22 protein-coding genes and 1 riboswitch are annotated in these 23,379 nt (G+C 70.9%); of the genes, 17 read left to right on the forward strand and 5 right to left on the reverse strand.

The annotated features are described in order from the left end of the window. Positions 1-90: 90 nt before the first annotated feature. Complete coding sequence (locus ABZZ17_RS25100; RefSeq protein WP_356878710.1) at positions 91-306, reverse strand: hypothetical protein; 216 nt, start codon at positions 304-306, stop codon at positions 91-93. 132 nt (positions 307-438) lie between these two features. Between ABZZ17_RS25100 and ABZZ17_RS25105 the strand changes: the two genes are divergently transcribed. Next, positions 439-1,416, forward strand: coding sequence for a carbohydrate kinase family protein (locus tag ABZZ17_RS25105; RefSeq protein ID WP_356878712.1), 978 nt, complete (start codon positions 439-441; stop codon positions 1,414-1,416). Positions 1,417-1,482: 66 nt separating this feature from the next. On the opposite strand, the gene ABZZ17_RS25110 is transcribed toward ABZZ17_RS25105, so the two are convergent. Continuing rightward, positions 1,483-2,862, reverse strand: coding sequence for an aminotransferase class V-fold PLP-dependent enzyme (locus tag ABZZ17_RS25110; protein ID WP_356878714.1), 1,380 nt, complete (start codon positions 2,860-2,862; stop codon positions 1,483-1,485). Positions 2,863-3,145: 283 nt separating this feature from the next. On the opposite strand from ABZZ17_RS25110, the gene coxB reads away from it, so the two are divergent. The 4 genes from coxB to ABZZ17_RS25130 all read left to right on the forward strand — a co-directional run bounded on the left by coxB (position 3,146) and on the right by ABZZ17_RS25130 (position 7,679). Further along, positions 3,146-4,162: a cytochrome c oxidase subunit II gene (gene coxB / locus ABZZ17_RS25115; protein ID WP_356878716.1), complete on the forward strand. Its 1,017-nt coding sequence runs from the start codon at positions 3,146-3,148 to the stop codon at positions 4,160-4,162. After that, complete coding sequence (gene ctaD, locus ABZZ17_RS25120; RefSeq protein ID WP_356878718.1) at positions 4,159-5,892, forward strand: cytochrome c oxidase subunit I; 1,734 nt, start codon at positions 4,159-4,161, stop codon at positions 5,890-5,892. Before coxB ends, ctaD begins: the two co-directional genes overlap by 4 nt. Further along, positions 5,889-6,287, forward strand: a complete 399-nt coding sequence (locus ABZZ17_RS25125; protein WP_356878720.1) for a cytochrome c oxidase subunit 4 — start codon at positions 5,889-5,891, stop codon at positions 6,285-6,287. The genes ctaD and ABZZ17_RS25125 overlap by 4 nt, the downstream gene beginning before the upstream one ends. A gap of 144 nt (positions 6,288-6,431) precedes the next feature. Next, positions 6,432-7,679 carry an Ig-like domain-containing protein gene (locus ABZZ17_RS25130; protein WP_356878722.1) on the forward strand — a complete coding sequence of 416 codons (1,248 nt, stop codon included), beginning with the start codon at positions 6,432-6,434 and terminating at the stop codon, positions 7,677-7,679. Positions 7,680-7,760: 81 nt separating this feature from the next. Here ABZZ17_RS25130 and ABZZ17_RS25135 read toward each other — a convergent pair whose 3' ends face one another. Continuing rightward, the gene (locus ABZZ17_RS25135) at positions 7,761-8,162 is read right to left on the reverse strand and encodes a hypothetical protein (RefSeq protein ID WP_281204605.1); all 402 of its coding nucleotides are present in this window, start codon (positions 8,160-8,162) and stop codon (positions 7,761-7,763) included. Positions 8,163-8,360: 198 nt separating this feature from the next. On the opposite strand from ABZZ17_RS25135, the gene ABZZ17_RS25140 reads away from it, so the two are divergent. From ABZZ17_RS25140 to ABZZ17_RS25165, 6 genes are all read left to right on the forward strand, one after another. Next, positions 8,361-8,981, forward strand: coding sequence for a heme-copper oxidase subunit III (locus tag ABZZ17_RS25140; protein ID WP_008738823.1), 621 nt, complete (start codon positions 8,361-8,363; stop codon positions 8,979-8,981). Positions 8,982-9,060: 79 nt separating this feature from the next. After that, positions 9,061-9,870, forward strand: coding sequence for a c-type cytochrome (locus ABZZ17_RS25145; protein ID WP_356878724.1), 810 nt, complete (start codon positions 9,061-9,063; stop codon positions 9,868-9,870). Continuing rightward, positions 9,867-10,925 carry a Rieske 2Fe-2S domain-containing protein gene (locus ABZZ17_RS25150; RefSeq protein WP_356878726.1) on the forward strand — a complete coding sequence of 353 codons (1,059 nt, stop codon included), beginning with the start codon at positions 9,867-9,869 and terminating at the stop codon, positions 10,923-10,925. The genes ABZZ17_RS25145 and ABZZ17_RS25150 overlap by 4 nt, the downstream gene beginning before the upstream one ends. Beyond that, positions 10,922-12,553, forward strand: coding sequence for a ubiquinol-cytochrome c reductase cytochrome b subunit (locus ABZZ17_RS25155; protein WP_356878728.1), 1,632 nt, complete (start codon positions 10,922-10,924; stop codon positions 12,551-12,553). The genes ABZZ17_RS25150 and ABZZ17_RS25155 overlap by 4 nt, the downstream gene beginning before the upstream one ends. A gap of 165 nt (positions 12,554-12,718) precedes the next feature. Continuing rightward, positions 12,719-13,783 (forward strand): anthranilate phosphoribosyltransferase, encoded by a 1,065-nt coding sequence (trpD, locus tag ABZZ17_RS25160; protein WP_356878730.1) that lies wholly within the window; start codon positions 12,719-12,721, stop codon positions 13,781-13,783. Between the two features lie 85 nt (positions 13,784-13,868). Then, positions 13,869-13,985, forward strand: a riboswitch (SAM riboswitch). A 217-nt stretch (positions 13,986-14,202) separates the two neighbouring features. Then, positions 14,203-15,597, forward strand: coding sequence for an aminotransferase class V-fold PLP-dependent enzyme (locus ABZZ17_RS25165; RefSeq protein WP_356878732.1), 1,395 nt, complete (start codon positions 14,203-14,205; stop codon positions 15,595-15,597). Positions 15,598-15,623: 26 nt separating this feature from the next. On the opposite strand, the gene ABZZ17_RS25170 is transcribed toward ABZZ17_RS25165, so the two are convergent. Next, complete coding sequence (locus tag ABZZ17_RS25170) at positions 15,624-15,905, reverse strand: Lrp/AsnC ligand binding domain-containing protein (RefSeq protein WP_007263678.1); 282 nt, start codon at positions 15,903-15,905, stop codon at positions 15,624-15,626. Next, a complete protein-coding gene (locus ABZZ17_RS25175; RefSeq protein WP_356878734.1) occupies positions 15,902-16,636 on the reverse strand; it encodes a rhomboid family intramembrane serine protease in 735 nt (244 codons plus the stop codon). Before ABZZ17_RS25175 ends, ABZZ17_RS25170 begins: the two co-directional genes overlap by 4 nt. A gap of 112 nt (positions 16,637-16,748) precedes the next feature. Between ABZZ17_RS25175 and ABZZ17_RS25180 the strand changes: the two genes are divergently transcribed. The 6 genes from ABZZ17_RS25180 (at position 16,749) to ABZZ17_RS25205 (ending at position 23,322) form a co-directional block, all read left to right on the forward strand. Next, on the forward strand, positions 16,749-16,988 hold the full coding sequence (locus tag ABZZ17_RS25180; RefSeq protein ID WP_249771655.1) for a hypothetical protein: 240 nt from the start codon (positions 16,749-16,751) through the stop codon (positions 16,986-16,988). A 39-nt stretch (positions 16,989-17,027) separates the two neighbouring features. Then, a complete protein-coding gene (locus tag ABZZ17_RS25185) occupies positions 17,028-18,392 on the forward strand; it encodes an NYN domain-containing protein (protein WP_356878847.1) in 1,365 nt (454 codons plus the stop codon). 254 nt (positions 18,393-18,646) lie between these two features. Continuing rightward, positions 18,647-19,684, forward strand: a complete 1,038-nt coding sequence (locus ABZZ17_RS25190) for an NlpC/P60 family protein (protein WP_356878737.1) — start codon at positions 18,647-18,649, stop codon at positions 19,682-19,684. A gap of 245 nt (positions 19,685-19,929) precedes the next feature. Continuing rightward, the gene (locus ABZZ17_RS25195; protein WP_356878739.1) at positions 19,930-20,961 is read left to right on the forward strand and encodes an NlpC/P60 family protein; all 1,032 of its coding nucleotides are present in this window, start codon (positions 19,930-19,932) and stop codon (positions 20,959-20,961) included. A 35-nt stretch (positions 20,962-20,996) separates the two neighbouring features. Further along, the gene (locus ABZZ17_RS25200) at positions 20,997-22,121 is read left to right on the forward strand and encodes a hypothetical protein (protein ID WP_356878741.1); all 1,125 of its coding nucleotides are present in this window, start codon (positions 20,997-20,999) and stop codon (positions 22,119-22,121) included. A 58-nt stretch (positions 22,122-22,179) separates the two neighbouring features. Then, positions 22,180-23,322: a glycosyltransferase family 4 protein gene (locus ABZZ17_RS25205; protein WP_356878743.1), complete on the forward strand. Its 1,143-nt coding sequence runs from the start codon at positions 22,180-22,182 to the stop codon at positions 23,320-23,322. The last annotated feature ends 57 nt before the right edge of the window (positions 23,323-23,379 follow it).

Raw genomic sequence — 23,379 nt, forward strand, 5'->3', positions numbered from 1 at the left:
GCCCGCGTACTGGACGTACTTGGCTTTCGCCCGGTGCGGCGAGAGCGCGTGCCAGGCGTCGCGGGGCAGACGGGAGTTTGACGACAGGCCCTAGTCCCCGTAGGCGGCCGTGGCGGCGATCAGGCGGGCCGAGTCCGGCGGGACCGAGACGCCGTGGATCTGGGAGGGCGCCACGCGGACCGGCCGGGGGCCCTCCGGGACCCCCCAGTGCGGGGCCATGCGGGCGCAGTCACCCAGGAGCCGTGCGAAGCCGGGCCGCCCGTCGGCGGCGTACTCGGCGTACCCGAAGCCATCGGTAGAGGTCATGGAGGCACGTTAAGCACGCCACGGCGAGTGAAGGAAGTCCTACTACGGGGTAGTTTCGGACGGTCGGCCGCAGGTCGCCGACCGGGTAGTTTTGACTGTCCCCTTGCCGTCCTCCGCAGGAGCGTCCACGCCGTGCGCATCGCAGTCACCGGCTCCATCGCCACCGACCACCTCATGACCTTCCCGGGCCGTTTCGCCGACCAGCTGGTCGCCGACCAGCTCCACACGGTCTCCCTCTCCTTCCTCGTCGACAACCTCGACGTCCGGAGAGGCGGAGTCGGCCCGAACATCTGCTTCGGCATGGGTCAGCTCGGCAGCCGCCCGATCCTCGTCGGCGCGGCCGGCTCGGACTTCGACGAGTACCGCGCCTGGCTGGACCGGCACGGCGTCGACACCGATTCCGTGCGCATCTCCGAGGTGCTGCATACCGCGCGCTTCGTCTGCACCACGGACTCCGACCACAACCAGATCGGCTCCTTCTACACCGGTGCCATGAGCGAGGCCCGCCAGATCGAGCTGAAGGCCGTCGCCGACCGCGTGGGCGGCCTCGACCTCGTCCTCATCGGCGCCGACGACCCCGAGGCGATGCTCCGCCACACGGAGGAGTGCCGCACCCGCGGGATCCCCTTCGCCGCGGACTTCTCGCAGCAGATCGCCCGCATGGACGGCGAGAACATCCGCACCCTGATGGAGGGCGCGACGTACCTCTTCTCGAACGAGTACGAGAAGGGCCTCATCGAGTCGAAGTCCGGCTGGACGGACGAGGAGATCCTCGCCAAGGTCGGCACCCGCATCACCACCCTCGGCTCGCAGGGCGTGCGCATCGACCGCGCCGGCCAGGAGCCGATCGTCGTCGGCTGCCCGGAGGAGACCGCGAAGGTCGACCCGACCGGCGTCGGCGACGCGTTCCGCGCGGGCTTCCTGACCGGCCTGGGCTGGGGCGTCGGCCTGGAGCGGTCCGCGCAGCTCGGCTGCATGCTGGCCACCCTGGTCATCGAGACCCTGGGCACCCAGGAGTACACCCTGGCGCGGGCGCACTTCATGGAGCGCTTCACCAAGGCGTACGGCGACGACGCCGCCGCCGAGGTCCGCGCCCACCTCGCGTCCTGACGCACCGCACCACCGCGTGACCGATCCCGCCCGCCGGCCCGGCGGGCGGGATCCGTCGCGCCGGACTCAGACCAGGCGCCGGACCGTGTACGCCACGCCCGTCGGCCGGGGCGATTCCCCCAGGTACGCGTGGCCCCGCATCCCGCACCAGGCGGGGATGTCCAGCCGCGCCACCTCGTCGTCGGACAGGACGGTCACCGTCCCCCCGACCTCGACCGTGCCGATGACCCGGGCCAGCTCGATCACCGGCTGCGGGCACCGCAGCCCGAGGGCGTCCACCTCCAGGGAGTCCGCCACCGGCGTCACCGCCGGCGCCTCCGCCACGCCGAGCTTCTCCCGGACGCCCGCCACCACACCCGGCAGCACCTCCAGGAAGCCGTTGACCTGATCGGCGGTCGTGCCCGGCGGCAGGGACACCCGTACGTTCCCCTCCGACAGCACCCCCATCGCCCGCAGCACGTGACTGGGGGTCAGCGTGGAGCTCGTGCAGGAGGAGCCGGACGACACCGAGAAGCCGGCCCGGTCCAGCTCGTGCAGCAGCGTCTCGCCGTCGACGTACAGGCAGGAGAAGGTGACCAGGTGCGGGAGCCGGCGCTCGGCGTCGCCCACCACCTCCACGTCCGGGACCAGCCGGGCCACCCGCCGCCGGATCCGGTCGACCAGGATCCGCAGCCGGGCCGCCTCCGCGTCGGCCTCCGCCCGCACCGCGCGCAGCGAGGCAGCCGCCGCGACGACCGCCGGGAGGTTCGCGAAGCCGGGGGAGCGCCCCGACTCCCTTTCGTCGGCGGGGCCTTGGGGAGAGAAGCGGACGCCCTTGCGCACCGCCAGCAGCCCCACCCCGGGCGGGCCGCCCCACTTGTGGGCGCTCGCCGTCAGCACCGACCACGCCCCCTCGACCGGGCCCCAGCCCAGCGACTGCGCCGCGTCGACCAGCAGCGGAACCCCGGCCGCCGCGCAGGCCTCGGCCGTCTCCGCCACCGGCTGGACCGTGCCGACCTCGTGGTTCGCCGACTGGAGGCAGGCCAGGGCGGTGTCCGGGGCCAGCGCGGCCGCGTACGCGCCGGGGTCCACCGCCCCGAGCCGGTCCACCGGAACCTCCGTGACCGTGCCCCCGGCCGCCGCGTGCGCGTCCGCCGCGTGCAGGACGGAACTGTGTTCGATCGCCGACACGACCAGATGGCCGCCGACCCGGCGGCGGCCCGCGAGGGCGCCCGCGACGCCCGTGTGAACCGCGTGCGTTCCCGAAGGAGTGAACACGAGCTCGTCGGGGCGGCACCCCACCGCGTCGGCGGCCGCCTCCCGCGCCGCGTCCAGCAGCAGCCGCGCGCGCCGGCCCTCCCGGTACAGCCGGGCCGGGTCCGCCCAGCCCTCGTCCAGGGCGGCCTGCAGGGCCTGTCGGGCGACGGGGTGCAGCGGGGCGGCGGACGCGGTGTCGAAGTACGGCATCGGGCCACGCTAACCCCCGCCCCGCGAACGGCCGGGTCAGGGGCCGTCAGATGTCGTCCGGAGCGGGCCATTCAGGGCCGGATGGCCCGTCCCCCGTACGGCGGATCCACCCCTTCGGGGTCAGTAACGGCGCGTTGGGCACCCTCCCCGCGCGACCCCAAATAGCGTCCAGTAGGGTTTGGTCCGCATAAACATCCAAACCCCTGCCTGCGTCAGGGCCGGCGACCGACCCGAACACGGCCGCAGCCGGCCGCGCGGGCCGAGACTCTCGGGAAGGCGCTACGTGAGTCCCTACGGCTCCGACCGCTCGCCGCGGCGCCCGATGCGGCGGAAGCTGCTGCAGGCGCTGACTGCGGGCGCGGTCCTGGCGACCGCCACTGGTTGCACGTACAACTGGCAAGACTTCCCCCGCCTCGGAATGCCCTATCCGGTCACGGAGGAGGCGCCTCGCATCCTGTCCCTGTGGCAGGGGTCGTGGGCAGCTGCTCTCATCACGGGCATCCTGGTCTGGGGCCTGATCATCTGGAGCGTCATCTTCCACCGGCGTAGCCGGACGAAGATCGAGGTCCCCGCGCAGACCCGGTACAACATGCCCATCGAGGCGCTGTACACCGTGGTCCCGCTCATCATCGTTTCGGTGCTCTTCTACTTCACCGCGCGCGACGAGTCGAAGCTGCTGTCCCTCTCCGCCAAGCCGGCGCACACGATCAACGTGATCGGCTTCCAGTGGAGCTGGGGCTTCAACTACGTCGAGAACGTCGACGGCGACGCGGGCACCCCCGCCGCGCGCGAGCGGGCGAAGCAGGCCGGCGAGGGCAAGCTCGGGACCACGCAGGTTCCCAAGGAGCTCGACGCCATCCCGGACCGCTTCACCAAGGACTTCCCGGCGGGCGCCGAAGGCGTCTACGAGAAGGGCGTCCCCGGCGACCGGAACCCGGAGACGGGCAACCCGGGGCCGACCCTCTACCTGCCCAAGGGCGAGAAGGTCCGCTTCATCCTGTCGTCGAACGACGTCATCCACTCCTTCTGGGTGGTCCCCTTCCTGTTCAAGCAGGACGTGATCCCCGGTCACACCAACGTCTTCGAGGTCACGCCGTCCCAGGAAGGCACCTTCATGGGCAAGTGTGCCGAGCTGTGCGGTGTCGACCACTCCCGGATGCTCTTCAACGTGAAGGTCGTCTCACCGGAGGAGTACCGGGCGCACCTGAAGGAGCTGGCCGAGAAGGGGCAGACCGGCTTCCTCCCGGCCGGTATCCAGCAGACTGACCCGGCCCGGAATGCGGAAGTGAACAAACTGTGAGCATCCTCAACGAATCTCAGGGTGCCGCCGCAGCTGACTCGTACGAGAACGAGCTGCCGGTACGGCGCAAGCAGCCGGGCAATGTCGTCGTGAAGTGGCTCACCACCACCGACCACAAGACCATCGGCACGATGTACCTGGTCACGTCGTTCGTGTTCTTCATCATCGGCGGGATCATGGCGCTCTTCATGCGCGCCGAGCTGGCCCGTCCGGGCACGCAGATCATGTCGAACGAACAGTTCAACCAGGCGTTCACCATGCATGGCACGATCATGCTGCTGATGTTCGCCACCCCGCTGTTCGCGGGCTTCGCGAACTGGATCATGCCGCTCCAGATCGGCGCGCCCGACGTGGCGTTCCCGCGGCTGAACATGTTCGCGTACTGGCTTTACCTCTTCGGTTCGACCATCGCGGTGGCTGGCTTCGTCACCCCCTCGGGTGCCGCCGACTTCGGCTGGTTCGCCTACTCCCCGCTGTCGGACGCCGTCCGTTCGCCGGGTATCGGCGCCGACATGTGGATCATGGGTCTGGCCTTCTCCGGCTTCGGCACGATCCTCGGTTCGGTCAACTTCATCACCACGATCATCTGCATGCGCGCGCCCGGCATGACGATGTTCCGCATGCCGATCTTCACCTGGAACGTGCTGCTGACCGGTGTCCTGGTCCTGCTCGCCTTCCCGGTGCTGGCCGCCGCGCTCTTCGCGCTGGAGGCCGACCGCAAATTCGGTTCGCACGTATTCGACGCGGCCAATGGCGGCGCATTGCTGTGGCAACACCTCTTCTGGTTCTTCGGACACCCAGAGGTGTACATCATCGCGCTGCCGTTCTTCGGAATCATTTCCGAGGTCATTCCGGTCTTCTCGCGCAAGCCGATGTTCGGTTACATCGGTCTGATCGCCGCGACCATCGCCATCGCCGGTCTTTCGGTGACGGTGTGGGCCCACCACATGTACGTCACCGGCGGTGTGCTGCTGCCGTTCTTCTCCTTCATGACGTTCCTCATCGCCGTTCCGACCGGTGTGAAGTTCTTCAACTGGATCGGCACGATGTGGAAGGGCTCGCTGTCCTTCGAGACCCCGATGCTCTGGGCCGTCGGCTTCCTGATCACCTTCACCTTCGGTGGTCTGACCGGCGTCATCCTGGCCTCGCCCCCGATGGACTTCCACGTCTCGGACTCGTACTTCGTCGTCGCGCACTTCCACTACGTCATCTTCGGCACCGTGGTCTTCGCGATGTTCTCCGGATTCCACTTCTGGTGGCCGAAGTTCACCGGCAAGATGCTGGACGAGCGCCTCGGCAAGATCACCTTCTGGACGCTGTTCGTCGGCTTCCACGGCACCTTCCTGGTGCAGCACTGGCTGGGCGCCGAGGGCATGGCGCGCCGTTACGCGGACTACCTGGCCGCCGACGGGTTCACCCTGCTGAACACGATCTCCACGATCAGCTCGTTCCTGCTCGGCCTGTCGATGCTGCCCTTCATGTACAACGTCTGGAAGACGGCGAAGTACGGCAAGAAGGTCGAGGTCGACGACCCGTGGGGCTACGGCCGTTCGCTCGAGTGGGCGACTTCCTGCCCGCCGCCGCGGCACAACTTCCTCACCCTGCCGCGGATCCGTTCCGAATCCCCGGCGTTCGACCTGCACCACCCTGAGATCGCGGCCCTCGACCACCTCGAGGACCACAGCGTCGCCGCCAAGGCCGTCACCGGCGGCAAGGAGGCCGACAAGTGAAGATCCAGGGCAAGATGTTCCTGTGGCTCTCCTTCTTCATCCTGGTCATGGCCGTCGTGTACGGCGTGTGGTCGAAGGAGCCCGTAGGCACCACCGCGCTCTTCCTGGCCTTCGGCCTGAGCGTCATGATCGGCTACTACCTGGCCTTCACGGCCAAGCGCGTGGACGAGATGGCCCAGGACAACCTGGAGGCCGACGTCGCCGACGAGGCGGGCGAGCTGGGGTTCTTCGCCCCGCACAGCTGGCAGCCGCTCTCGCTCGCCATCGGTGGCGCGCTCGCGTTCATGGGCGTCATCTTCGGCTGGTGGCTCATGTACTTCTCGGCCCCGATCATCCTGATCGGCCTGTGGGGCTGGGTGTACGAGTACTACCGCGGTGAGAACCAGAACCAGTAGGACAGCACCAGCAGGGCAGCACCAGCAGGACCTCGCGGCCCGACCGCGCACTTGGGGCCCGGACACCTCTTCGGAGGAGTCCGGGCCCCTCGTTTGCAGTCACCCCGCGCGCCGTAATTGTCATATCTTCATAGCGTTGGCTCCATGAAGCACTCACCGCGTCTTTGGACGGTACTCAGCTGCTCCCTGCTGGTCGCGTCCCTCGGGGCCGGCGCCACCGCATGCGGGTCCGGCGAGAAGAACCCGCTGTCAGCCCGCCCGTACGACGCGGGCGACCACGTTGCCTTCAACCAGGCCTCCGGCGGCCGTCCCGCCGATCCGGACAAGCCCCTGGAAGTCACCGTCAAGGGAGCCGAGTCCCGGATCACCGACGTGACGGTCGTGGACACCCACGGACGCCGTCTGGCGGGCGAACTCTCCGCCAAGGGGGACCGCTGGCACAGCACCACCCCGATGGCCGCGGGCGTCCACTACGCCGTCACCGTGAGCACCGAGAACCAGAAGGGCGCTCCGGGGCAGCGCACGCTGGCTTTCGACACCACACCGGCCGACAAGGTCCTCAAGGTCGAGTTCGGCCCGGACGAGGGCAAGTACGGCGTCGGGCAGCCCATCACGGCCGAGCTCAACGAACCCGTCAAGGACAAGGCGGCCCGTGCCGTCGTGGAACGGGCCCTGGTCGTCGACGCGGCCGCCGGCACCGAGGGCGCCTGGCACTGGATCGACGACAAGAACCTCCACTACCGGCCCAAGGACTACTGGCCCGCCAACACCAGCGTCACCGTACGGAGCAACCTGGAGGGCGTCCGCGTCTCCGACGAGCTCCACGGCGCCGCCTCGAAGCCGCTGAAGATCGACTTCGGCGACCGGGTGGAGGTCACCACCGACGCCTCCTCGCACTACATGACGTTCCGCCGGAACGGAGAGGTGGTCACCACCCTCCCGGTGACCACGGGCAAGCCCGGCTTCTCCACCCGCAACGGCATCAAGGTGGTGCTCGGCAAGCAGTACTACGTCCAGATGCGCGGTGACACCGTCGGCATCGGCGGCAGCGAGTACTACAACCTGCCCGTCTACTGGGCGACCCGTGTCACCTGGAGTGGTGAATACGTGCACGCCGCACCGTGGTCGGTCGACTCCCACGGCGTCGCCAACGTCAGCCACGGCTGCACCGGCATGAGCACCGGCAACGCCGCCTGGTTCTACGAGAACATCACCGAGGGCGACATCGTCAAGGTGATCAACAGCATCGGCGACGACATGGACATCTTCGGCAACGGCTTCGGCGACTGGAACATGGACTGGAAGGACTGGAGGGAGGGCAGTGCCCTCCTCAAGGGCACCCAGGAGGGCCGCAGCCCCATCGACCAGGCCCGCCTCCGCCCGACCGTCTAGTACGGGTCCACAGCGGCCCACGGGCGTCCGTACGGGCGCCCGTGAGCCGTTCGGGGCCCCAGGGGCCCTCTGGGGCCCCTGCTAGGCGTCCAGGGACAGGCGCGGGCGCAGGAGACCCGCCAGGACCTCGGGGAAGTCGACAGGATCCACCGGAAGGGTGACCGCGGCGTCCGCGCGGCTCCACGTGGCCAGCCAGGCGTCCTGCGGACGCCCCATCAGCAACAGCACCGGGGGGCACCGGAAGATCTCGTCCTTGATCTGCCGGCACACGCCCATGCCCCCGGCCGGAACCGCCTCGCCGTCCAGCACGCACACGTCGATGCCGCCCTCGTCCAGCGCCGTCAGGACCGCCGGAAGCGTCGCGCACTCCAGGAACTCCACCGGGGGCAGGTCCGCCGCCGGCCTGCGCCCGGCCGCCAGCCGCACCTGCTCCCGGGTGCCCGCGTCGTCGCTGTAGACCAGAACCCGCGCAGTCGCCCGCATTTCGTTCCTCCACGTGTCCGTGAATCACGCTGATGATGCGCGGGATGCTACTCCGTCCGACCCGCTGTCAACATCGGTTCGCACAGCCCCGCCCGAGACACCGGAAGGACGATCTGATGGGCCGTTCGGGCCTTGCACACGCCCCTGACACTCCGAACGGCACCCCCCGGGGTGAGGGCGGGATAAGCGACCGACATAATGTCGGTCGTGGCGACAGCAACGACAGTAGATACCGGGCACGCGCACCCGACGGTCAACCGGCCGAACCTCGTCAGCGTCGGAACCATCATCTGGTTGAGTTCCGAGCTGATGTTCTTCGCGGCCCTCTTCGCGATGTACTTCACCCTGCGATCCGTGACGGGTGCCGAGTACTGGACAGAGCAGGCTTCGGCCTTGAATCTGCCCTTCTCGGCGACGAACACAACGATCCTGGTGCTCTCCTCGCTCACCTGCCAGCTCGGCGTCTTCGCCGCCGAGCGCGGTGACGTGAAGAAGCTCCGGACGTGGTTCATCATCACGTTCGTCATGGGTGCGATCTTCATTGGCGGCCAGGTGTTCGAGTACACCGAGCTGGTCAAGCACGAGGGGATGTCCCTCTCGTCCGGACCGTACGGCTCGGTCTTCTACCTGACCACCGGCTTCCACGGTCTGCACGTGACGGGCGGTCTCATCGCCTTCCTGCTGGTCCTCGGCCGGACGTACGCGGCCAAGAGGTTCACCCACGAACAGGCCACGTCGGCCATCGTCGTGTCCTACTACTGGCACTTCGTCGATGTCGTCTGGATCGGCCTCTTCGCCACGATCTACCTGATCAAGTAGCGAACACGTCGCCGGGCCCCAGCGCTCGGCACTCCATCCAGAAACACCGACGCAGAAGATCCTGACACCGGGGTAATCCGTGAAAAAGCTCTCCGCACGACGACGCCATCCGCTGGCGGCGGTCGTCGTTCTACTCTTCGCGCTGGCGGTCACTGGGGGGCTGTACGCCGCCTTCGCGCCCGCGGGCAAGGCGCAGGCCGACGAAACCGCCCAGTCCCTCGCCATCGAGGAGGGCCAGAAGCTCTACGCCGTGGGCTGCGCAAGCTGCCACGGTACCGGCGGTCAGGGTTCCACTGACGGCCCCAGCCTGGTCGGCGTCGGCTCCGCGGCCGTCGACTTCCAGGTGAGCACGGGCCGCATGCCCGCCCAGCAGCCCGGCGCCCAGGTGCCGAAGAAGCCCGCCATCTACTCGCAGGCCCAGATCGACCAGCTCGCGGCGTACATCGCTTCGCTCGGCGCCGGCCCGATCACGCCCGTCGCGAAGCAGTACGACCCGGCTGATGCCGACATCGCCAAGGGTGGTGAGCTGTTCCGCAACAACTGCGCGCAGTGTCACAACTTCACCGGCGAGGGCGGCGCGCTGACGAACGGCAAGTACGCCCCGAACCTCGAGGACGTCTCGCCGAAGCACATCTACGAGGCCATGCTCACCGGCCCGCAGAACATGCCCTCCTTCCCGGACAGCACCATGCCGGAGAAGGAGAAGAAGGACATCATCGCGTACCTCCAGAACGTCAACGGCGAGAAGTCGACCAGCCCCGGTGGCCTCAAGCTCGGTGGCCTCGGCCCCGTCTCCGAGGGTCTGTTCGGCTGGATCTTCGGTCTGGGTGCGCTGATCGCTGTCGCCGTCTGGGTCGCGGCCCACACCGCTAAGGCCAAGAAGTCATGAGTAGCCAAGACATTCCCGAAGAGAAGCACCTGCCGAGCGAGCAGGGCGACGCGCACCACGGTGGTGTGGCGGTCGCGGACGACCCGTTCGCCGACCCGGGCCTGCCGGTCCACAAGCCCCGTATCCAGGACATCGACGAGCGGGCGGCGAAGCGCTCCGAGCGCACCGTCGCGATGCTGTTCACGCTGTCGATGCTGGCCACGATCGGCTTCATCGCCTCGTACGTGATCTTCCCGGTCGACAAGATCGTCTACATCTTCCCGGTCGGGAAGGTGAGCGCGCTGAACTTCGCGCTCGGTCTGACCCTGGGCACGGCGCTCTTCTGCATCGGCGCGGGTGCGGTCCACTGGGCCCGCACCCTGATGTCCGACGTCGAGGTCGCCGCCGAGCGCCACGAGATCGCCGCTCCGCCGGAGGTCAAGGCGCAGGTCATGCAGGACTTCGCCGATGGTGCGAACGAGTCCGGCATCGCCCGCCGCCCCCTGATCCGCAACACGCTGCTCGGTGCGCTGGCCATGCTGCCGCTCTCCGCGCTCGTGATCATGCGCGACCTCGGTCCCCTGCCGGAGGACAAGCTCCGCAAGACCATGTGGGCCAAGGGCAAGCTGCTCATCAACCAGAACACGATGGAGCCGCTGCGTCCGGAGGACGTCCTGGTCGGTTCGCTGACCTTCGCGATGCCCGAGGGTCTGGACGAGCACGCCCACGACTTCCAGGTCCAGATCGCCAAGGCCGCCCTGATGATCGTCCGCATCCAGCCGGACGACATCAAGGACAAGCAGGAGCTGGAGTGGTCCCACGAGGGCATCGTGGCCTTCTCCAAGATCTGCACCCACGTCGGCTGCCCGATCAGCCTGTACGAGCAGCAGACGCACCACGTGCTCTGCCCGTGCCACCAGTCCACCTTCGACCTCTCCGACGGCGCCCGAGTCATCTTCGGCCCGGCCGGTCACGCGCTTCCGCAGCTGCGGATCGGCGTGAATGACGAAGGCTTCCTCGAAGCGCACGGCGACTTCGAAGAGCCCGTCGGGCCTGCATTCTGGGAGCGCGGATGAGCACTGCCACAGACAACAAGACGGGGCGCAAAGCGCCCGCCGGCGAGCGCGTGGCGGACTGGGCGGACGGCCGCCTGGGCATCTACGGCCTCGCCAAGGCCAACATGCGCAAGATCTTCCCGGACCACTGGTCCTTCATGCTGGGTGAGATCTGCCTCTACAGCTTCATCATCATCATCCTCACGGGTGTGTACCTGACGCTGTTCTTCCACCCGAGCATGAACGAGGTGGAGTACCACGGCTCGTACGTGCCGATGCAGGGCGTCATGATGTCCGAGGCCTTCGCCTCGACCCTGGACATCAGCTTCGACGTCCGCGGCGGTCTGCTCATCCGGCAGATCCACCACTGGGCGGCGCTGATCTTCGTCGCGGCCATGGTCGTGCACATGATGCGCGTCTTCTTCACCGGTGCGTTCCGCAAGCCGCGTGAGGTCAACTGGATCTTCGGCTTCCTGCTGCTGGTCCTCGGCATGTTCACCGGATTCACCGGTTACTCCCTGCCGGACGACCTGCTCTCGGGCACCGGTGTCCGCTTCATGCAGGGCGCGATCCTGTCCGTCCCGGTCGTCGGCACCTACCTGTCGATGTTCCTGTTCGGCGGCGAGTTCCCCGGCGGCGACTTCGTCGCCCGGTTCTACTCGGTGCACATCCTGCTGCTGCCCGGCATCATGATGGGCCTGCTGGTCGCCCACCTGATCCTGGTGTTCTTCCACAAGCACACCCAGTTCGCGGGTCCCGGCAAGACGAACAACAACGTCGTCGGCATGCCGCTGCTGCCGGTCTACATGGCCAAGGCCGGAGGCTTCTTCTTCCTGGTCTTCGGTGTCATCTCGGCCGTCGCCGCGATCGCCTCGATCAACCCGATCTGGGCCCTCGGCCCGTACCGCCCGGACCACGTGTCCACCGGTGCGCAGCCCGACTGGTACATGGGTATGCCGGAAGGCCTGATCCGAGCCATGCCGGGCTGGGAGATCAACCTGTGGGGCCACACGCTCGTCCTGGGCGTGTTCATCCCGCTGGTGCTCTTCCCGCTGGTGCTGGGCGCCATCGCCGTCTGGCCGTTCATCGAGTCCTGGGTCACCGGGGACAAGCGCGAGCACCACATCCTGGACCGCCCGCGCAACGTCCCGACCCGTACGGCCTTCGGTGTCGCCTGGATCGCGGAGTACATCGTGCTCCTCATCGGCGGCGGCAACGACATGTTCGCCCAGTACTTCCACCTGTCGATCAACTCGATCACCTGGTTCGTCCGGATCGGCTTCTTCGTCGTCCCGGTGCTCGCGTTCATCGCCACCAAGCGGATCTGCCTCGGCCTCCAGCGCCGGGACCGGGACAAGGTGCTGCACGGTCGCGAGACCGGCATCATCAAGCGCCTGCCGCACGGTGAGTTCGTCGAGATCCACGAGCCGCTCTCGCAGGGCAAGCTGCACACGCTCACCTCGTACACCACCTACGAGCCGATCGAGATCGGCCCGACGGTCGACGAGAACGGCGTCGAGCGCAAGGTGAAGGCCACCGAGAAGCTGCGCGCGAAGCTCAGCAAGGGCTTCTACGCCGAGGGCAACCAGATTCCGAAGCCCACGGTCGAGGAGTACAAGGAGATCCAGAGCGGCCACGGCCACCACTGATCTCCGGCATGACCGCTTGAGGGATTGATTTCGGTCAATCCTGGTGTCGCCACGGCGAGAGCCCCGTCCAGTGTCTGGACGGGGCTCTTTGCCGTCTCCGGGGCTGGATAGGCTGGTCTCCTTCCCATTCCCCCGTGGTATCCCGATGAGCAGCAGGAGCGGACCATGAACGTTGTGACCCCGGCAGGCGGCGACAGCGTGGCGGCCCGTGGCTGGCCGGGCGTCCTCGACGCCCTGCTGACCGGCCGGAACCTCGGTGCGGACGACACCGCCTGGGCGATGGAACGGATCATGCGGGGCGAGGCCACCGACGCGCAGATCGCCGGCTTCGTGGTCGCGCTGCGGGCCAAGGGGGAGACCGTCGCGGAGATCAACGGCATGGTGCGCGCCATGTACGAACACGCCAACCTGATCGAGGTGGCGGGCCGGGCGGTGGACATCGTCGGCACCGGCGGCGACGGCGCCAAGACGGTCAACATCTCGACCATGTCGGCGATCGTGGTGGCCGGCACGGGCGCGAAGGTCGTCAAGCACGGCAACCGGGCGGCGTCCTCCGCGAGCGGTTCCTCCGACGTGCTGGAGAAGCTCGGCGTCAACCTCGACCTCACCCCCGCCCGGGTGGTGGAGGTCGTCGAGGAGGCCGGGATCACCCTCTGCTTCGCGGTGAAGTTCCACCCGGCGCTGCGGCACGTGGCGGCCGCCCGCAAGGAGCTGGGCATCCGGACGACCTTCAACTTCCTAGGTCCCCTGACCAACCCGGCCAAGGTGCGGGCCCAGGCGACGGGCGTGGCCGATCCGCGGGTGGCCCCCATCATGGCGGGGGTGCTGGCCGAGCGGGGCTCGTCCGCGCTGGTGTTCCGCGGCGACGACGGCCTCGACGAGCTGACCACCACGGCCACCTCGCGCGTGTGGTGGGTCCGGGACGGTTCGGTGACCGAGTCGACGTTCGACCCGCGCGACATCGGAATCCCGCTCGTCGACGTGTCGCAGCTGCGGGGCGAGGACGCCTCGTACAACGCCGATGTGGCCCGCCGGCTGCTGGCGGGCGAGAGCGGCCCCGTCCGTGACGCCGTACTGCTGAACTCGGCCGCCGCCCTGGTCGCGCTGGACCCGGGGACGGGCTCCCTGGAGGAGCAGCTCGCGGCCGGCGTGACCCGGGCGGCCGAGTCCATCGACTCGGGTGCGGCGCGGGCCGCCCTGGACCGCTGGGTGGCCGCCAGCAACGCCTGAGCCCCACCCGTTTCGGCCAAGACCCCGGTCCGCATCGTGGACCGGGGTCTTGCGCACGGGAGATCGTGTGGCAGGATTCTGCCCAGGTCACGAGTGACAGCGTTTAGGCCCCGGCTTGCTGTCCGGCAACCCTCCTTCCGTGGCGGGGTGCCCCGGGTGATGACCAGGCCGTAGGCAGCGAGGTCTACGGCAAGCGCGGATCCCTCGACACCAGGGGTCCTGGTCTCTCGAGGAGCGTTTTCCGTGAGCAAGCGAATGCGATAGGGCGACTCCGCCCCCACTTCACCCCTCGGACCGGGTCCGCTTCCGTGCGCCCCGCGTCACTCCGAGGGCTTTCCCGTACCCCGGACGGCCGCAGAGCCGTACCCGCGTACGGGCACACCGAAGCCATTCAGCCCTGCCTGCCGGGAGATACCGCCATGTCCGCATCCCTGAACACCGCCGCCACCGACGCCACCGACGCCGCCACCGCCGGGGGCCCCGCCTGTGCCGAGCCGCTGGCCGTGCTCGGCCGGGACGTCACCGTCCCGCTCGTGACCGGCGGTGAGGTCACCTACGCCGCCCTGGACTACGCGGCCAGCGCCCCCGCGCTCCAGCGGGTCTGGGACGACGTGGCCGCGTACGCCCCGTACTACGGCAGCGTCCACCGCGGCGCCGGCTACCTCTCGCAGCTGTCCACGGACCTCTTCGAGCAGAGCCGGGTCACGGTCGCCGAGTTCCTCGACTGCCGGCCCTCGGACCAGGTGGTCTTCACCCGGTCCACCACCGACTCCCTCAACCTGCTCGCCGCGGTCCTCCCGGCCGGCTGCCAGGTCTTCGTCTTCGAGACCGAGCACCACGCCTCGCTGCTGCCCTGGACGGACGCGCGGGTCACCTACCTCAACGCCCCCCGCACCCCCGGCGAGGCCGTCGCCACCCTGGAGCGGGCCCTGGCCGACCGCGACCCGTACGGTCCCGCGCTGGTCTGCGTCACCGGCGCGTCCAACGTCACCGGTGAGCTGTGGCCCGTGAAGGAGCTCGCCGCCGCCGCGCACGCCCACGGTGCGCGGATCGTGCTCGACGCCGCCCAGCTGGCCCCGCACCACCCCGTCTCCGTCCGCGACCTGGACGTGGACTGGGTCGCCTTCTCCGGCCACAAGCTCTACGCCCCCTTCGGCTCGGGCGTACTCGCCGGCCGCGCGGACTGGCTCCAGGAGGCCGACCCGTACCTGGCCGGCGGAGGCGCCTCCCGCAAGGTGGCCCGCCGCGAGGACGGCGGCGTCGACGTCGAGTGGCACACCACCGCCGCCCGCCACGAGGCCGGCTCCCCGAACGTCATCGGTGTCTACTCCATCGCCTCCGCCTGCAAGGCCCTCACCGAGGCGGGCTTCGACGGTCTCGTCGCCCGGGAGCGCCACCTCATCGCCAGGGTCCGCGAGGGCCTGGCCGAGGTCCCGGCGGTCCGCGTCCTGTCCCTCTTCGGGGACGACGCCCCGCGCGTCGGCGTCATCTCGTTCGTGGTCGACGGCTGGAACAGTTCGCACTTCGCCGCCGCCCTGTCCGCCGAGTACGGCATCGGGGTGCGCGACGGACTCTTCTGCGCCCACCCGCTGGTGCGCACGCTGCTGGGCAGCGAGCCGCAGGAGCCGGGGGAATGCGGTGCCCCCGAGGCGGCGCCGGGGGAGCGTTCGCTGAACGCCATCCGCGTCAGCTTCGGCGCCGGCACCCCCGACGAGCACGTGGAGCGCTTCGTCCGCGCGGTGCGGGAACTCGTCGCGGACGGCGCCAAGTGGCAGTACCGCACCGAAGAGGGCCGCTGCGTCCCGGCCGTCTGACGGCCGGCACCAGCGGCCGGCGGGCGCTACGCGTCGAGGCCGATCGCGAACGCCGCTTCCAGGTCGTGCTGGGAGTAGGTGCGGAACGCGACGTGGGTGTCCGTCGCCTCGACGCCCGGGATCTTGCTGATGCGGCCCGGGATGATGTCCGCGAGGTTCTCGTGGCGGGCCACGCGGACCAGCGCGATCAGGTCGTACGTTCCCGTGACGGAGTAGACCTCGCTGACGCTGTCCAGCTGCGCGATGGACTCGGCGATCTCGGGGATGCGGTCCACGCTGGTCTTGATGAGCACGATCGCGGTGATCACGGTTGGCTGTCTCCCTCGCCGGCAGTCACTGGTCGCCTCACTCTAGTCGTACGCCGATAACGGGCCCACGCGTAGAGGAAGCCGAGCGAGAAGCCCACCACGTGGGCCAGGTAGGCGACTCCGGGGCCGCTCCCCGCGCGGTGCGCCGCCAGCCACTGGAGCCCGAACCAGAAGAGCAGCACGATCCACGCGGGGAAGCGCAGCGGCAGGAACAGCAGGAACGGGAACAGGCTCGTCACCCGGGCCTGCGGGAACAGGCACAGGAAGGCGCCCAGGACCGCCGAGATCGCGCCGGACGCCCCGACCAGGGTCTGGTCCGAGGACGCGTTGGCCGCCGCGTACGCGGCCAGGGCGAGGTATCCCGTGCAGACGTAGAAGACGAGGAAGGCCGCGCGGCCCATCCGCTCCTCCGTCATCGCCCCGAACACGTAGAGGAACAGCATGTTCCCCAGCAGGTGCAGCCAGCTGCCGTGGACGAAGAGCGCCGTCAGCGGGGTGAACAGGGGCCGTCCCGCCCCGGAGAAGAGCTCGTCCGGGACCACGCCCCAGTGCCGGAAGTACGCCGTCCCCGTCACCAGCAGCCGCTCGCCCGTCCCGTAGGACGGGTTCAGGCCCGAGGCGGGGCTGAGGACGAACGCCACGCAGCAGCCGGCGATCAGCGCGTACGTGACCACCGGGCCCCGGGCGGCCTCGCGGACGGTCCGCCACCTTACGATCATGCGACAGAGCATGACGCAGGTGAGCCCCCCTGAGGGTGGTGCCAGGCCGTAGGGTTACGTGCTGCGGTCCGCGGACCGCAGCACGGGCTTTAATTGAATGAGCTACGAAGGAGAGAGCGGCCTGATGACGGTTCCCCTGCCGACCGACACCACCCGGTGGCGCTGCACCCTGTGCGGCAACCTCACGCGGTTCGACGTCACCCGTTCGTCGAAGGTCGTGGAGTACGTCCACCTGGACCTCGCCGGGGAGCCCAAGGTCGAGGAGCGCGAGGTGGTCAGTGAGACCATCGAGTCGGTCCGCTGCCGCTGGTGCAACGCGGTGGACCAGATCGAACTCGTGGACAGGCCGGGCGCCGACTCCTGACGGAGCCGGGCCCACAGTAGATCACGGTAGGGGTGACGGATTGTGGAGCCAGCAAGCGGCGCTGAGCCGGCCGACGAGGCCGGCGACGCCGCCGAGGCGCTCGACCGCCCGCTGCCGGAAGGCGTGCGGCGCCGGGTCGTCGCGCTCGTCTCGGACGCCTTCGGCGGACTGACGGTCGCGGACCTCCCGGCGCAGCTGCGCCAGTACGCCCGGTTCACCCCGACCCGGCGCGCCAAGTTCGCGGGCAACGCCATGGCCGCGGCCGTGGAGACGGACGGCGTGTTCCGCAGCAGGGTCGCGGAGAAGCTGCGCGAGGCGCAGCCGGAGCTGGCCGGGGCGCTGGAGTCGGGGGCGCCGCCCGCCGCGGCCGACCCGCTGGACGTGGCGGCCGCCGCGTACGTGCTGCGCCCGGCCGGCTGGGTCAAGCTGGTCGCGTCCGCGGGCGAGGAGGCGCAGCGCGCCGACGCCGAGCGGGTGGGCGACGAGACCCGGCGCGAGCTGGAGCGGCTGCGCGAGGAGCTGGCGCAGGTACGGGAACTGCAGCGGGCGGGCGGCGAGCAGGTGCGCGCCGAGCTCGAAGCGGCCCGCAAGGAAGCGGAATCGCTTCAGCGCAAACTGCGCAGCGCCCTGAGCGACGTCAAGCGGGGCGAGGCCGCCCTGCGCAAGGTGGGCGCCGAGATCGACGGGATCCGCGGGGAGGCCGCCGCGCAGGTGGCGGCCGCCGAGAGCGAGTCCCGGCGGCTCAAGTCCCGCCTCGCGGAGGTGGAGTCGGCGCTGGAGACCTCGCGCCGGGCCACCCGTGAGGGGCGCAGCATCGAGGACATGCGGCTGCGGCTGCTGCTGGACACCGTCCTGGACGCGGCGGCCGGGCTGCGGCGCGAGCTGGCGCTGCCGCCCGTGAACACGCGCCCGGCGGACACCGTGGACGCGGTGGAGCCGGGCCGGATGACGCCGAAGGACATCGCGGCGCGGGCCCTGTCGGAGACCGATCCGGCCCTGCTGGACCAGCTGTTGGCGCTGCCCCAGGCCCATCTGGTGGTCGACGGCTACAACGTGACCAAGACCGGCTATCCGACGATGCCGCTGGAGAAGCAGCGGCTGCGGCTGCTGGGCGGGCTGTCGATGCTGGCCGCGCAGACCGGTGCCGAGATGACCTGCGTCTTCGACGGGGCGGAGCTCGCGGCGCCGGTGCTGCTCGCGCCGCCGCGCGGGGTGCGGGTGCTGTTCTCCAAGGCGGGGGTGACGGCGGACGAGCTGATCCGCCAGCTGGTACGGGCCGAGCCGCCGGGCCGCCCGGTGGTCGTGGTCTCCACCGACCGGGAGGTGGCGGACGGGGTCGCGAAGGCGGGAGCCCGGCCGGTGACGTCCGCATTGCTGCTGAAGCGGCTTTCGCGCGTTTCGTAACCACTGCTCCCGATGCCGGAATTGACGGGGCGCTAGGGGGACGCACCGTCAGTCCCCCGGCACGCTGCGTGGGCCGTAGGTAAAGATGCGGGCAGGGCAAGGGGTTTTTCCGTGCAGACGTTTGAAGTGATCACCGGCGTGTCACTAGGGTCTGCTCACACCTTCGTGCGATAGGTCACCCATTCGGGGTGTCGGCGGAGGTGCCCGCCGGGCGTGCGTTCCCCCTCGGCGGTCCGAGGAAGGAGCTCGCCCCCGTGGCGTCCCACCGTCGACCCAAGCAGCCGACCCGCACGCGCGTGACGGTGCTCACCGCGACCGCCGCGGCGGCCGTCGCCCTCTCCTCGCACTCGGCCGTGGCCGCCCCGGACAAACCGAACAAGGACGAGGTCAAGACCAAGGTCGACGGCCTCTACGAGGAGGCCGAGCAGGCCACCGAGAAGTTCAACGGGGCCAAGGAGCGCCAGGAGAAGCTGGAGAAGGAGATCGGGCAGCTCCAGGACCAGGTCGCCCGCGGCCAGGACGAGCTCAACACCCTGCGCAACACGCTCGGTTCGATGGCCACCGCCCAGTACCGCGGCGGCGGCTTCGACCAGTCCGTGGAACTCTTCCTCTCCGCCGACCCCGAGACCTACCTCGACAAGGCCTCCACGCTCCAGCAGTTGAGCGGCAAGCAGGTCGACGCCATCGGCAAGATCCAGGCCAAGCAGCGCACCCTCGCGCAGCAGCGCCAGGAGGCCGCGGGCAAGCTCGCCGACCTCGACGCCACCCGCAAGGAGCTCGGCGAGAAGAAGAAGGCCTCCCAGGACAAGCTCGCCGAGGCCCAGGCCCTCCTCAACACGCTGACCGCGCAGGACCGCGCACAGCTCAAGGACGAGGAGGCCAAGGCCGGCCGGGCCGGCCGCAGCGAGGCCGAACGCTCCCCCGTCGCCCCGCCCGCGAACGCCTCCGGCCGGGCCGGCGCCGCGCTCGCCGCCGCCAAGACCAAGGTGGGCAGCGCCTACATCTCCGGCGCGGAGGGCCCCAGCGCCTTCGACTGCTCCGGGCTGGTGCAGTGGGCGTACAAGCAGGCCGGGGTCTCCGTCACCCGCACCACCTACACCCAGGCGAACGAGGGCACCCGCATCAGCCGGAGCCAGCTCCAGCCCGGTGACCTCGTCTTCTTCTACGGCGACCTGCACCACGTCGGCCTGTACGCGGGCAACAACATGACCCTGCACGCCTCCAACCCGCGCGGCGGCGTCAAGTACGAGTCGATCGACAACATGCCCTTCCAGTTCGGCGTCCGCATCTGACCCCTCCCGCTCCCCTCCGGGACGCGCCCGCGCACCGCCCATCCGGGCGAATTCACGGGCCCCGCTCTGACCGCACGCCCCGCCCATGACCTGCGTCTGAGGCGGGGCGTCGGCGTGCCGGCCCGTCGGCGGTCGTTGGCCGGTGCGTGGTCGCGCGGCTACTGTCTGCCAGCGCGGAACCCCGGCACACGGCCGTCCACGGGGGGCGGACCCGGGCCCCGCGCAGCGGAAGGGAGCGGTTCCACGTGGCGTCCCATCGCCGGCCCGGGCTCACCAGCCCCGCCCGGAACACCAAGGTCACCGTTTTCACCGCCGCGGCGGCCACCGCCGCCGTAGCCATGACGGGCGCACCCGCCGGCGCGGCCCCGCAGGAGCCCTCGGGTTCCCGGGCCCAGGTCGACCGGCTCTTCGAGGAGGCCGAGCAGGCCACCGAGCAGTTCAACGAGGCCGGGGAGAAGGCCGACCGGCTCCGGGCCGAGATCGGCCGGGCCCAGGACGCGGTGGCCCGCGGCCAGGACCGGATCAACACCATGCGCGGGGTCCTCGCGACCTTCGCCGGAGCCCAGTACCGCTCCGGCGGCCTCGACCCCACCGTCGAGCTGATGCTGTCGGAGGACCCCGACGACTACCTCGACAAGGCCGCCGTCCTGAGCCGGCTCAGCGGCCGCCAGGCCCGCCAGCTGGGCGAACTCCGCGAGGAACAGCGCCGCATCGGCCAGCAGCGCCAGGAGGCCTCCCACAAGCTCGCCGAACTCGACTCCCTGCGCGCGGACGTGGCCCGGCACAAGCGCTCCGTCACCGCGAAGCTCGCCGCCGCCCGCCGCCTCCTCAACGCGATGCCCTCCGGGGAGCGGGCCGACTTCGAGCGGGCCTCGCGCTCCGGCGGCCGGCCCGGCGCGCTGCCCGAGCCGCCCGCCTCCGGCCACGCCTCGGGCCGGGCCATGACCGCCGTGATGGCCGCCCGCGCCGCCGTGGGGCGCCCGTACGTGTGGGGCTCCACCGGCCCCTCCGGCTTCGACTGCTCCGGGCTGATGGTGTGGTCGTACCGGCAGGCGGGCGTGGCCCTGCCGCGCACCTCCCAGGCCCAGCGGCACGCCGGCCGGCAGGTCCCGCTCTCGCAGGCACAGCCCGGGGACCTCGTCACGTACCGCTCGGACGCCAGCCACGTCGGCATGTACGTCGGCAACGGGCAGGTCGTCCACGCCCCCTACCCGGGGGCGCGGGTGCGCTACGACCCGGTCGGGATGATGCCGGTGTCCTCGGTGACCCGGCCGTAGGACGCCCCGGCCGGCCCGGTGCGTACGATCGGCCGGTGAGCCCCCTGCGCCGTGCCGTCGTCCGCCTCCTGCTGCCGTGCCTGCTCGCGGTCGCCGGGTGCACGGCGCCCGCCCCGGCCGGCGCCCCCGAGCGCGAGGTCCGGCGGGCCGTCGCCGACTGGTCCGCGGCACCGCCCGCACGGCTCGCCGGGATCCCGCTGGAGGGCTGGTCCTACGAGGTCACCTCGGTCCGGCGGGACGGCGCACGGGCCCACGCGCGGGCCCGGCTGCGCTACGCCCTCGCCGGCTACGACACCGCCCCCGCCGAGGCGGACCGCGAGGTGGAGCTGACCCGGGGCGCGGCCGGCTGGCGGGTCGACGGCGACCGGCCCGCGCCCGGGGCCCCGCCGCAGCTGTGGGACCAGGGCGACCCGGCCGTGGCCCGGGGCGCGCACGCGCTCGTGCTCGGCGTCGGACAGAGCCCGCAGACCCTGTCGGGCATCGCGCAGGAGGCCGACCGGGCCGTGCCCGCGGTGAGCGCCGCCTGGCACGGGACATGGACGGGCCGGGTGGTGGTGCTGGTCCCGGGGACCCTCGACGCGATGGCCGCGCTGCTGGGCCGGCCCGCCGACGCCTACCGGGGCATGGGGGCCGTCACCACGGGCCGCACCGGCCCCGGACCGGCCCCCGCCGACCGGGTCGTCGTCAACCCGGAGGGGTACGCGCAGCTTTCCGGGCAGGGGCGGCGGATCGTCCTGACCCACGAGACCACCCACGTCGCGACCCGCGCCGCCACCACCGCGAGGACCCCGCTGTGGCTGTCGGAGGGCTTCGCGGACTGGGCGGCGTACCGGGGCGGCGGCCCGCCCCCGGCCGAGGCCGCGCCCGCCCTCGGCCGGGCCGTGCGGCGCGGCGAGCTGCCCGCCGGGCTCCCGTCGGACGGGGACTTCGCCTTCGGCGGCGACCCGGACGCGCTGGCCCGGGCGTACGAGGGCGCCTGGCTGGCCTGCCGGCTCATCGCCGGCAAGTGGGGCGAGGCCACGCTCGTCGACCTGTACGAACGGGCCGGACGCGAACCGCTGCCGACCGCCCTCGCGGACACGGTCGGCGGGGACCTGGCGGGCCTGACCACCGCCTGGCGGGCGGCACTGCGCACGGAGCTCGGCGGCGCCACCGGCTAGTGCCGTGGCCCCGGCGTCCCGGCGGTCGCCCCGGCCGCGTCCGGTACTTTGGCCGGTGATGCACAAGACGCTGATCGTGACCAACGACTTCCCCCCGCGCCCGGGCGGCATCCAGGCCTTCCTGCACAACATGGCGCTGCGGCTGGACCCCGACCGGATCGTGGTCTACGCCTCCACCTGGAAGCACGGCGAGGAAGGCCGCGCCGCCACCGCCGCCTTCGACGCGGAGCAGCCGTTCCGGGTGGTGCGCGACCGTACGACGATGCTGCTGCCGACCCCCCGGGTGACCCGCCGGGCGGTGGGCCTGCTGCGCGAACACGGCTGCGAGTCCGTGTGGTTCGGGGCGGCGGCCCCGCTGGGCCTGATGGGCCCGGCGCTGCGCCGCGCCGGCGCGCGCCGGCTGGTCGCCACCACGCACGGGCACGAGGCCGGCTGGGCGCAGCTCCCGGCGGCGCGGCAGCTGCTGCGGCGCATCGGCGAGGGCACGGACACGCTGACCTACCTGGGGGAGTACACGCGCTCGCGGATCGCCTCGGCGGTGACCGACCGGGCGGCGGCGCGGATGGTCCAGCTCCCGCCGGGGGTGGACGAGAAGACCTTCCACCCGGGGTCGGGCGGGGCCGAGGTGCGGGCCCGGCTGGGCCTGACCGACCGGCCGGTGGTGGTGTGCGTCTCGCGGCTGGTCCCGCGCAAGGGGCAGGACACCCTGATCGAGGCGATGCCCCGGATCCTGGCGTCGGTGCCGGACGCGGTGCTGCTGATCGTGGGCGGCGGGCCGTACGAGGCGGACCTGCGCGCACTCGCGGAGTCGACCGGGGTCGCCGGATCGGTGGTCTTCACCGGGGCCGTGCCGTGGGCCGAACTGCCGGCCCACTACGGGGCGGGCGACGTGTTCGCGATGCCGTGCCGGACCCGGCGCGGCGGTCTGGACGTCGAGGGACTCGGCATCGTCTACCTGGAGGCCTCCGCGACGGGCCTGCCGGTGGTCGCCGGCGACTCCGGCGGGGCCCCGGACGCGGTGCTGGACGGGGAGACGGGCTGGGTGGTCCGCGGCGGCTCCGCCGAGGACGCGGCGGACCGGATCACGGCCCTGCTCCGGGACCCGGAACTGCGCCGCCGCATGGGGGAGCGGGGCCGGGCCTGGGTCGAGGAGAAGTGGCGGTGGGACCTCCTGGCGGAACGGCTGCGCGAGCTGCTGTGACCGCGGCGGGCGGGCCCCCTTTCCGTGCGGAGGGGGATTATCGCCCCTGGGGGCCCC

The sequence above is a fragment of the Streptomyces sp. NPDC006512 genome (genome assembly GCF_040611935.1).
GTDB lineage: Bacteria > Actinomycetota > Actinomycetes > Streptomycetales > Streptomycetaceae > Streptomyces.

Coding starts and splice junctions, on each gene's coding strand:
- ABZZ17_RS25155 (WP_356878728.1), top strand. CDS start 10,922: ATGAGCACTGCCACAGACAACAAGACGGGGCGCAAAGCGCCCGCCGGC.
- ABZZ17_RS25205 (WP_356878743.1), top strand. CDS start 22,180: ATGCACAAGACGCTGATCGTGACCAACGACTTCCCCCCGCGCCCGGGC.
- ABZZ17_RS25165 (WP_356878732.1), top strand. CDS start 14,203: ATGTCCGCATCCCTGAACACCGCCGCCACCGACGCCACCGACGCCGCC.
- ABZZ17_RS25140 (WP_008738823.1), top strand. CDS start 8,361: ATGTCGGTCGTGGCGACAGCAACGACAGTAGATACCGGGCACGCGCAC.
- ABZZ17_RS25110 (WP_356878714.1), bottom strand. CDS start 2,862: ATGCCGTACTTCGACACCGCGTCCGCCGCCCCGCTGCACCCCGTCGCC.
- ABZZ17_RS25100 (WP_356878710.1), bottom strand. CDS start 306: ATGACCTCTACCGATGGCTTCGGGTACGCCGAGTACGCCGCCGACGGG.
- ABZZ17_RS25180 (WP_249771655.1), top strand. CDS start 16,749: ATGACGGTTCCCCTGCCGACCGACACCACCCGGTGGCGCTGCACCCTG.
- ABZZ17_RS25150 (WP_356878726.1), top strand. CDS start 9,867: ATGAGTAGCCAAGACATTCCCGAAGAGAAGCACCTGCCGAGCGAGCAG.
- ABZZ17_RS25175 (WP_356878734.1), bottom strand. CDS start 16,636: ATGCTCTGTCGCATGATCGTAAGGTGGCGGACCGTCCGCGAGGCCGCC.
- trpD (WP_356878730.1), top strand. CDS start 12,719: ATGAACGTTGTGACCCCGGCAGGCGGCGACAGCGTGGCGGCCCGTGGC.
- ABZZ17_RS25130 (WP_356878722.1), top strand. CDS start 6,432: ATGAAGCACTCACCGCGTCTTTGGACGGTACTCAGCTGCTCCCTGCTG.
- ABZZ17_RS25135 (WP_281204605.1), bottom strand. CDS start 8,162: ATGCGGGCGACTGCGCGGGTTCTGGTCTACAGCGACGACGCGGGCACC.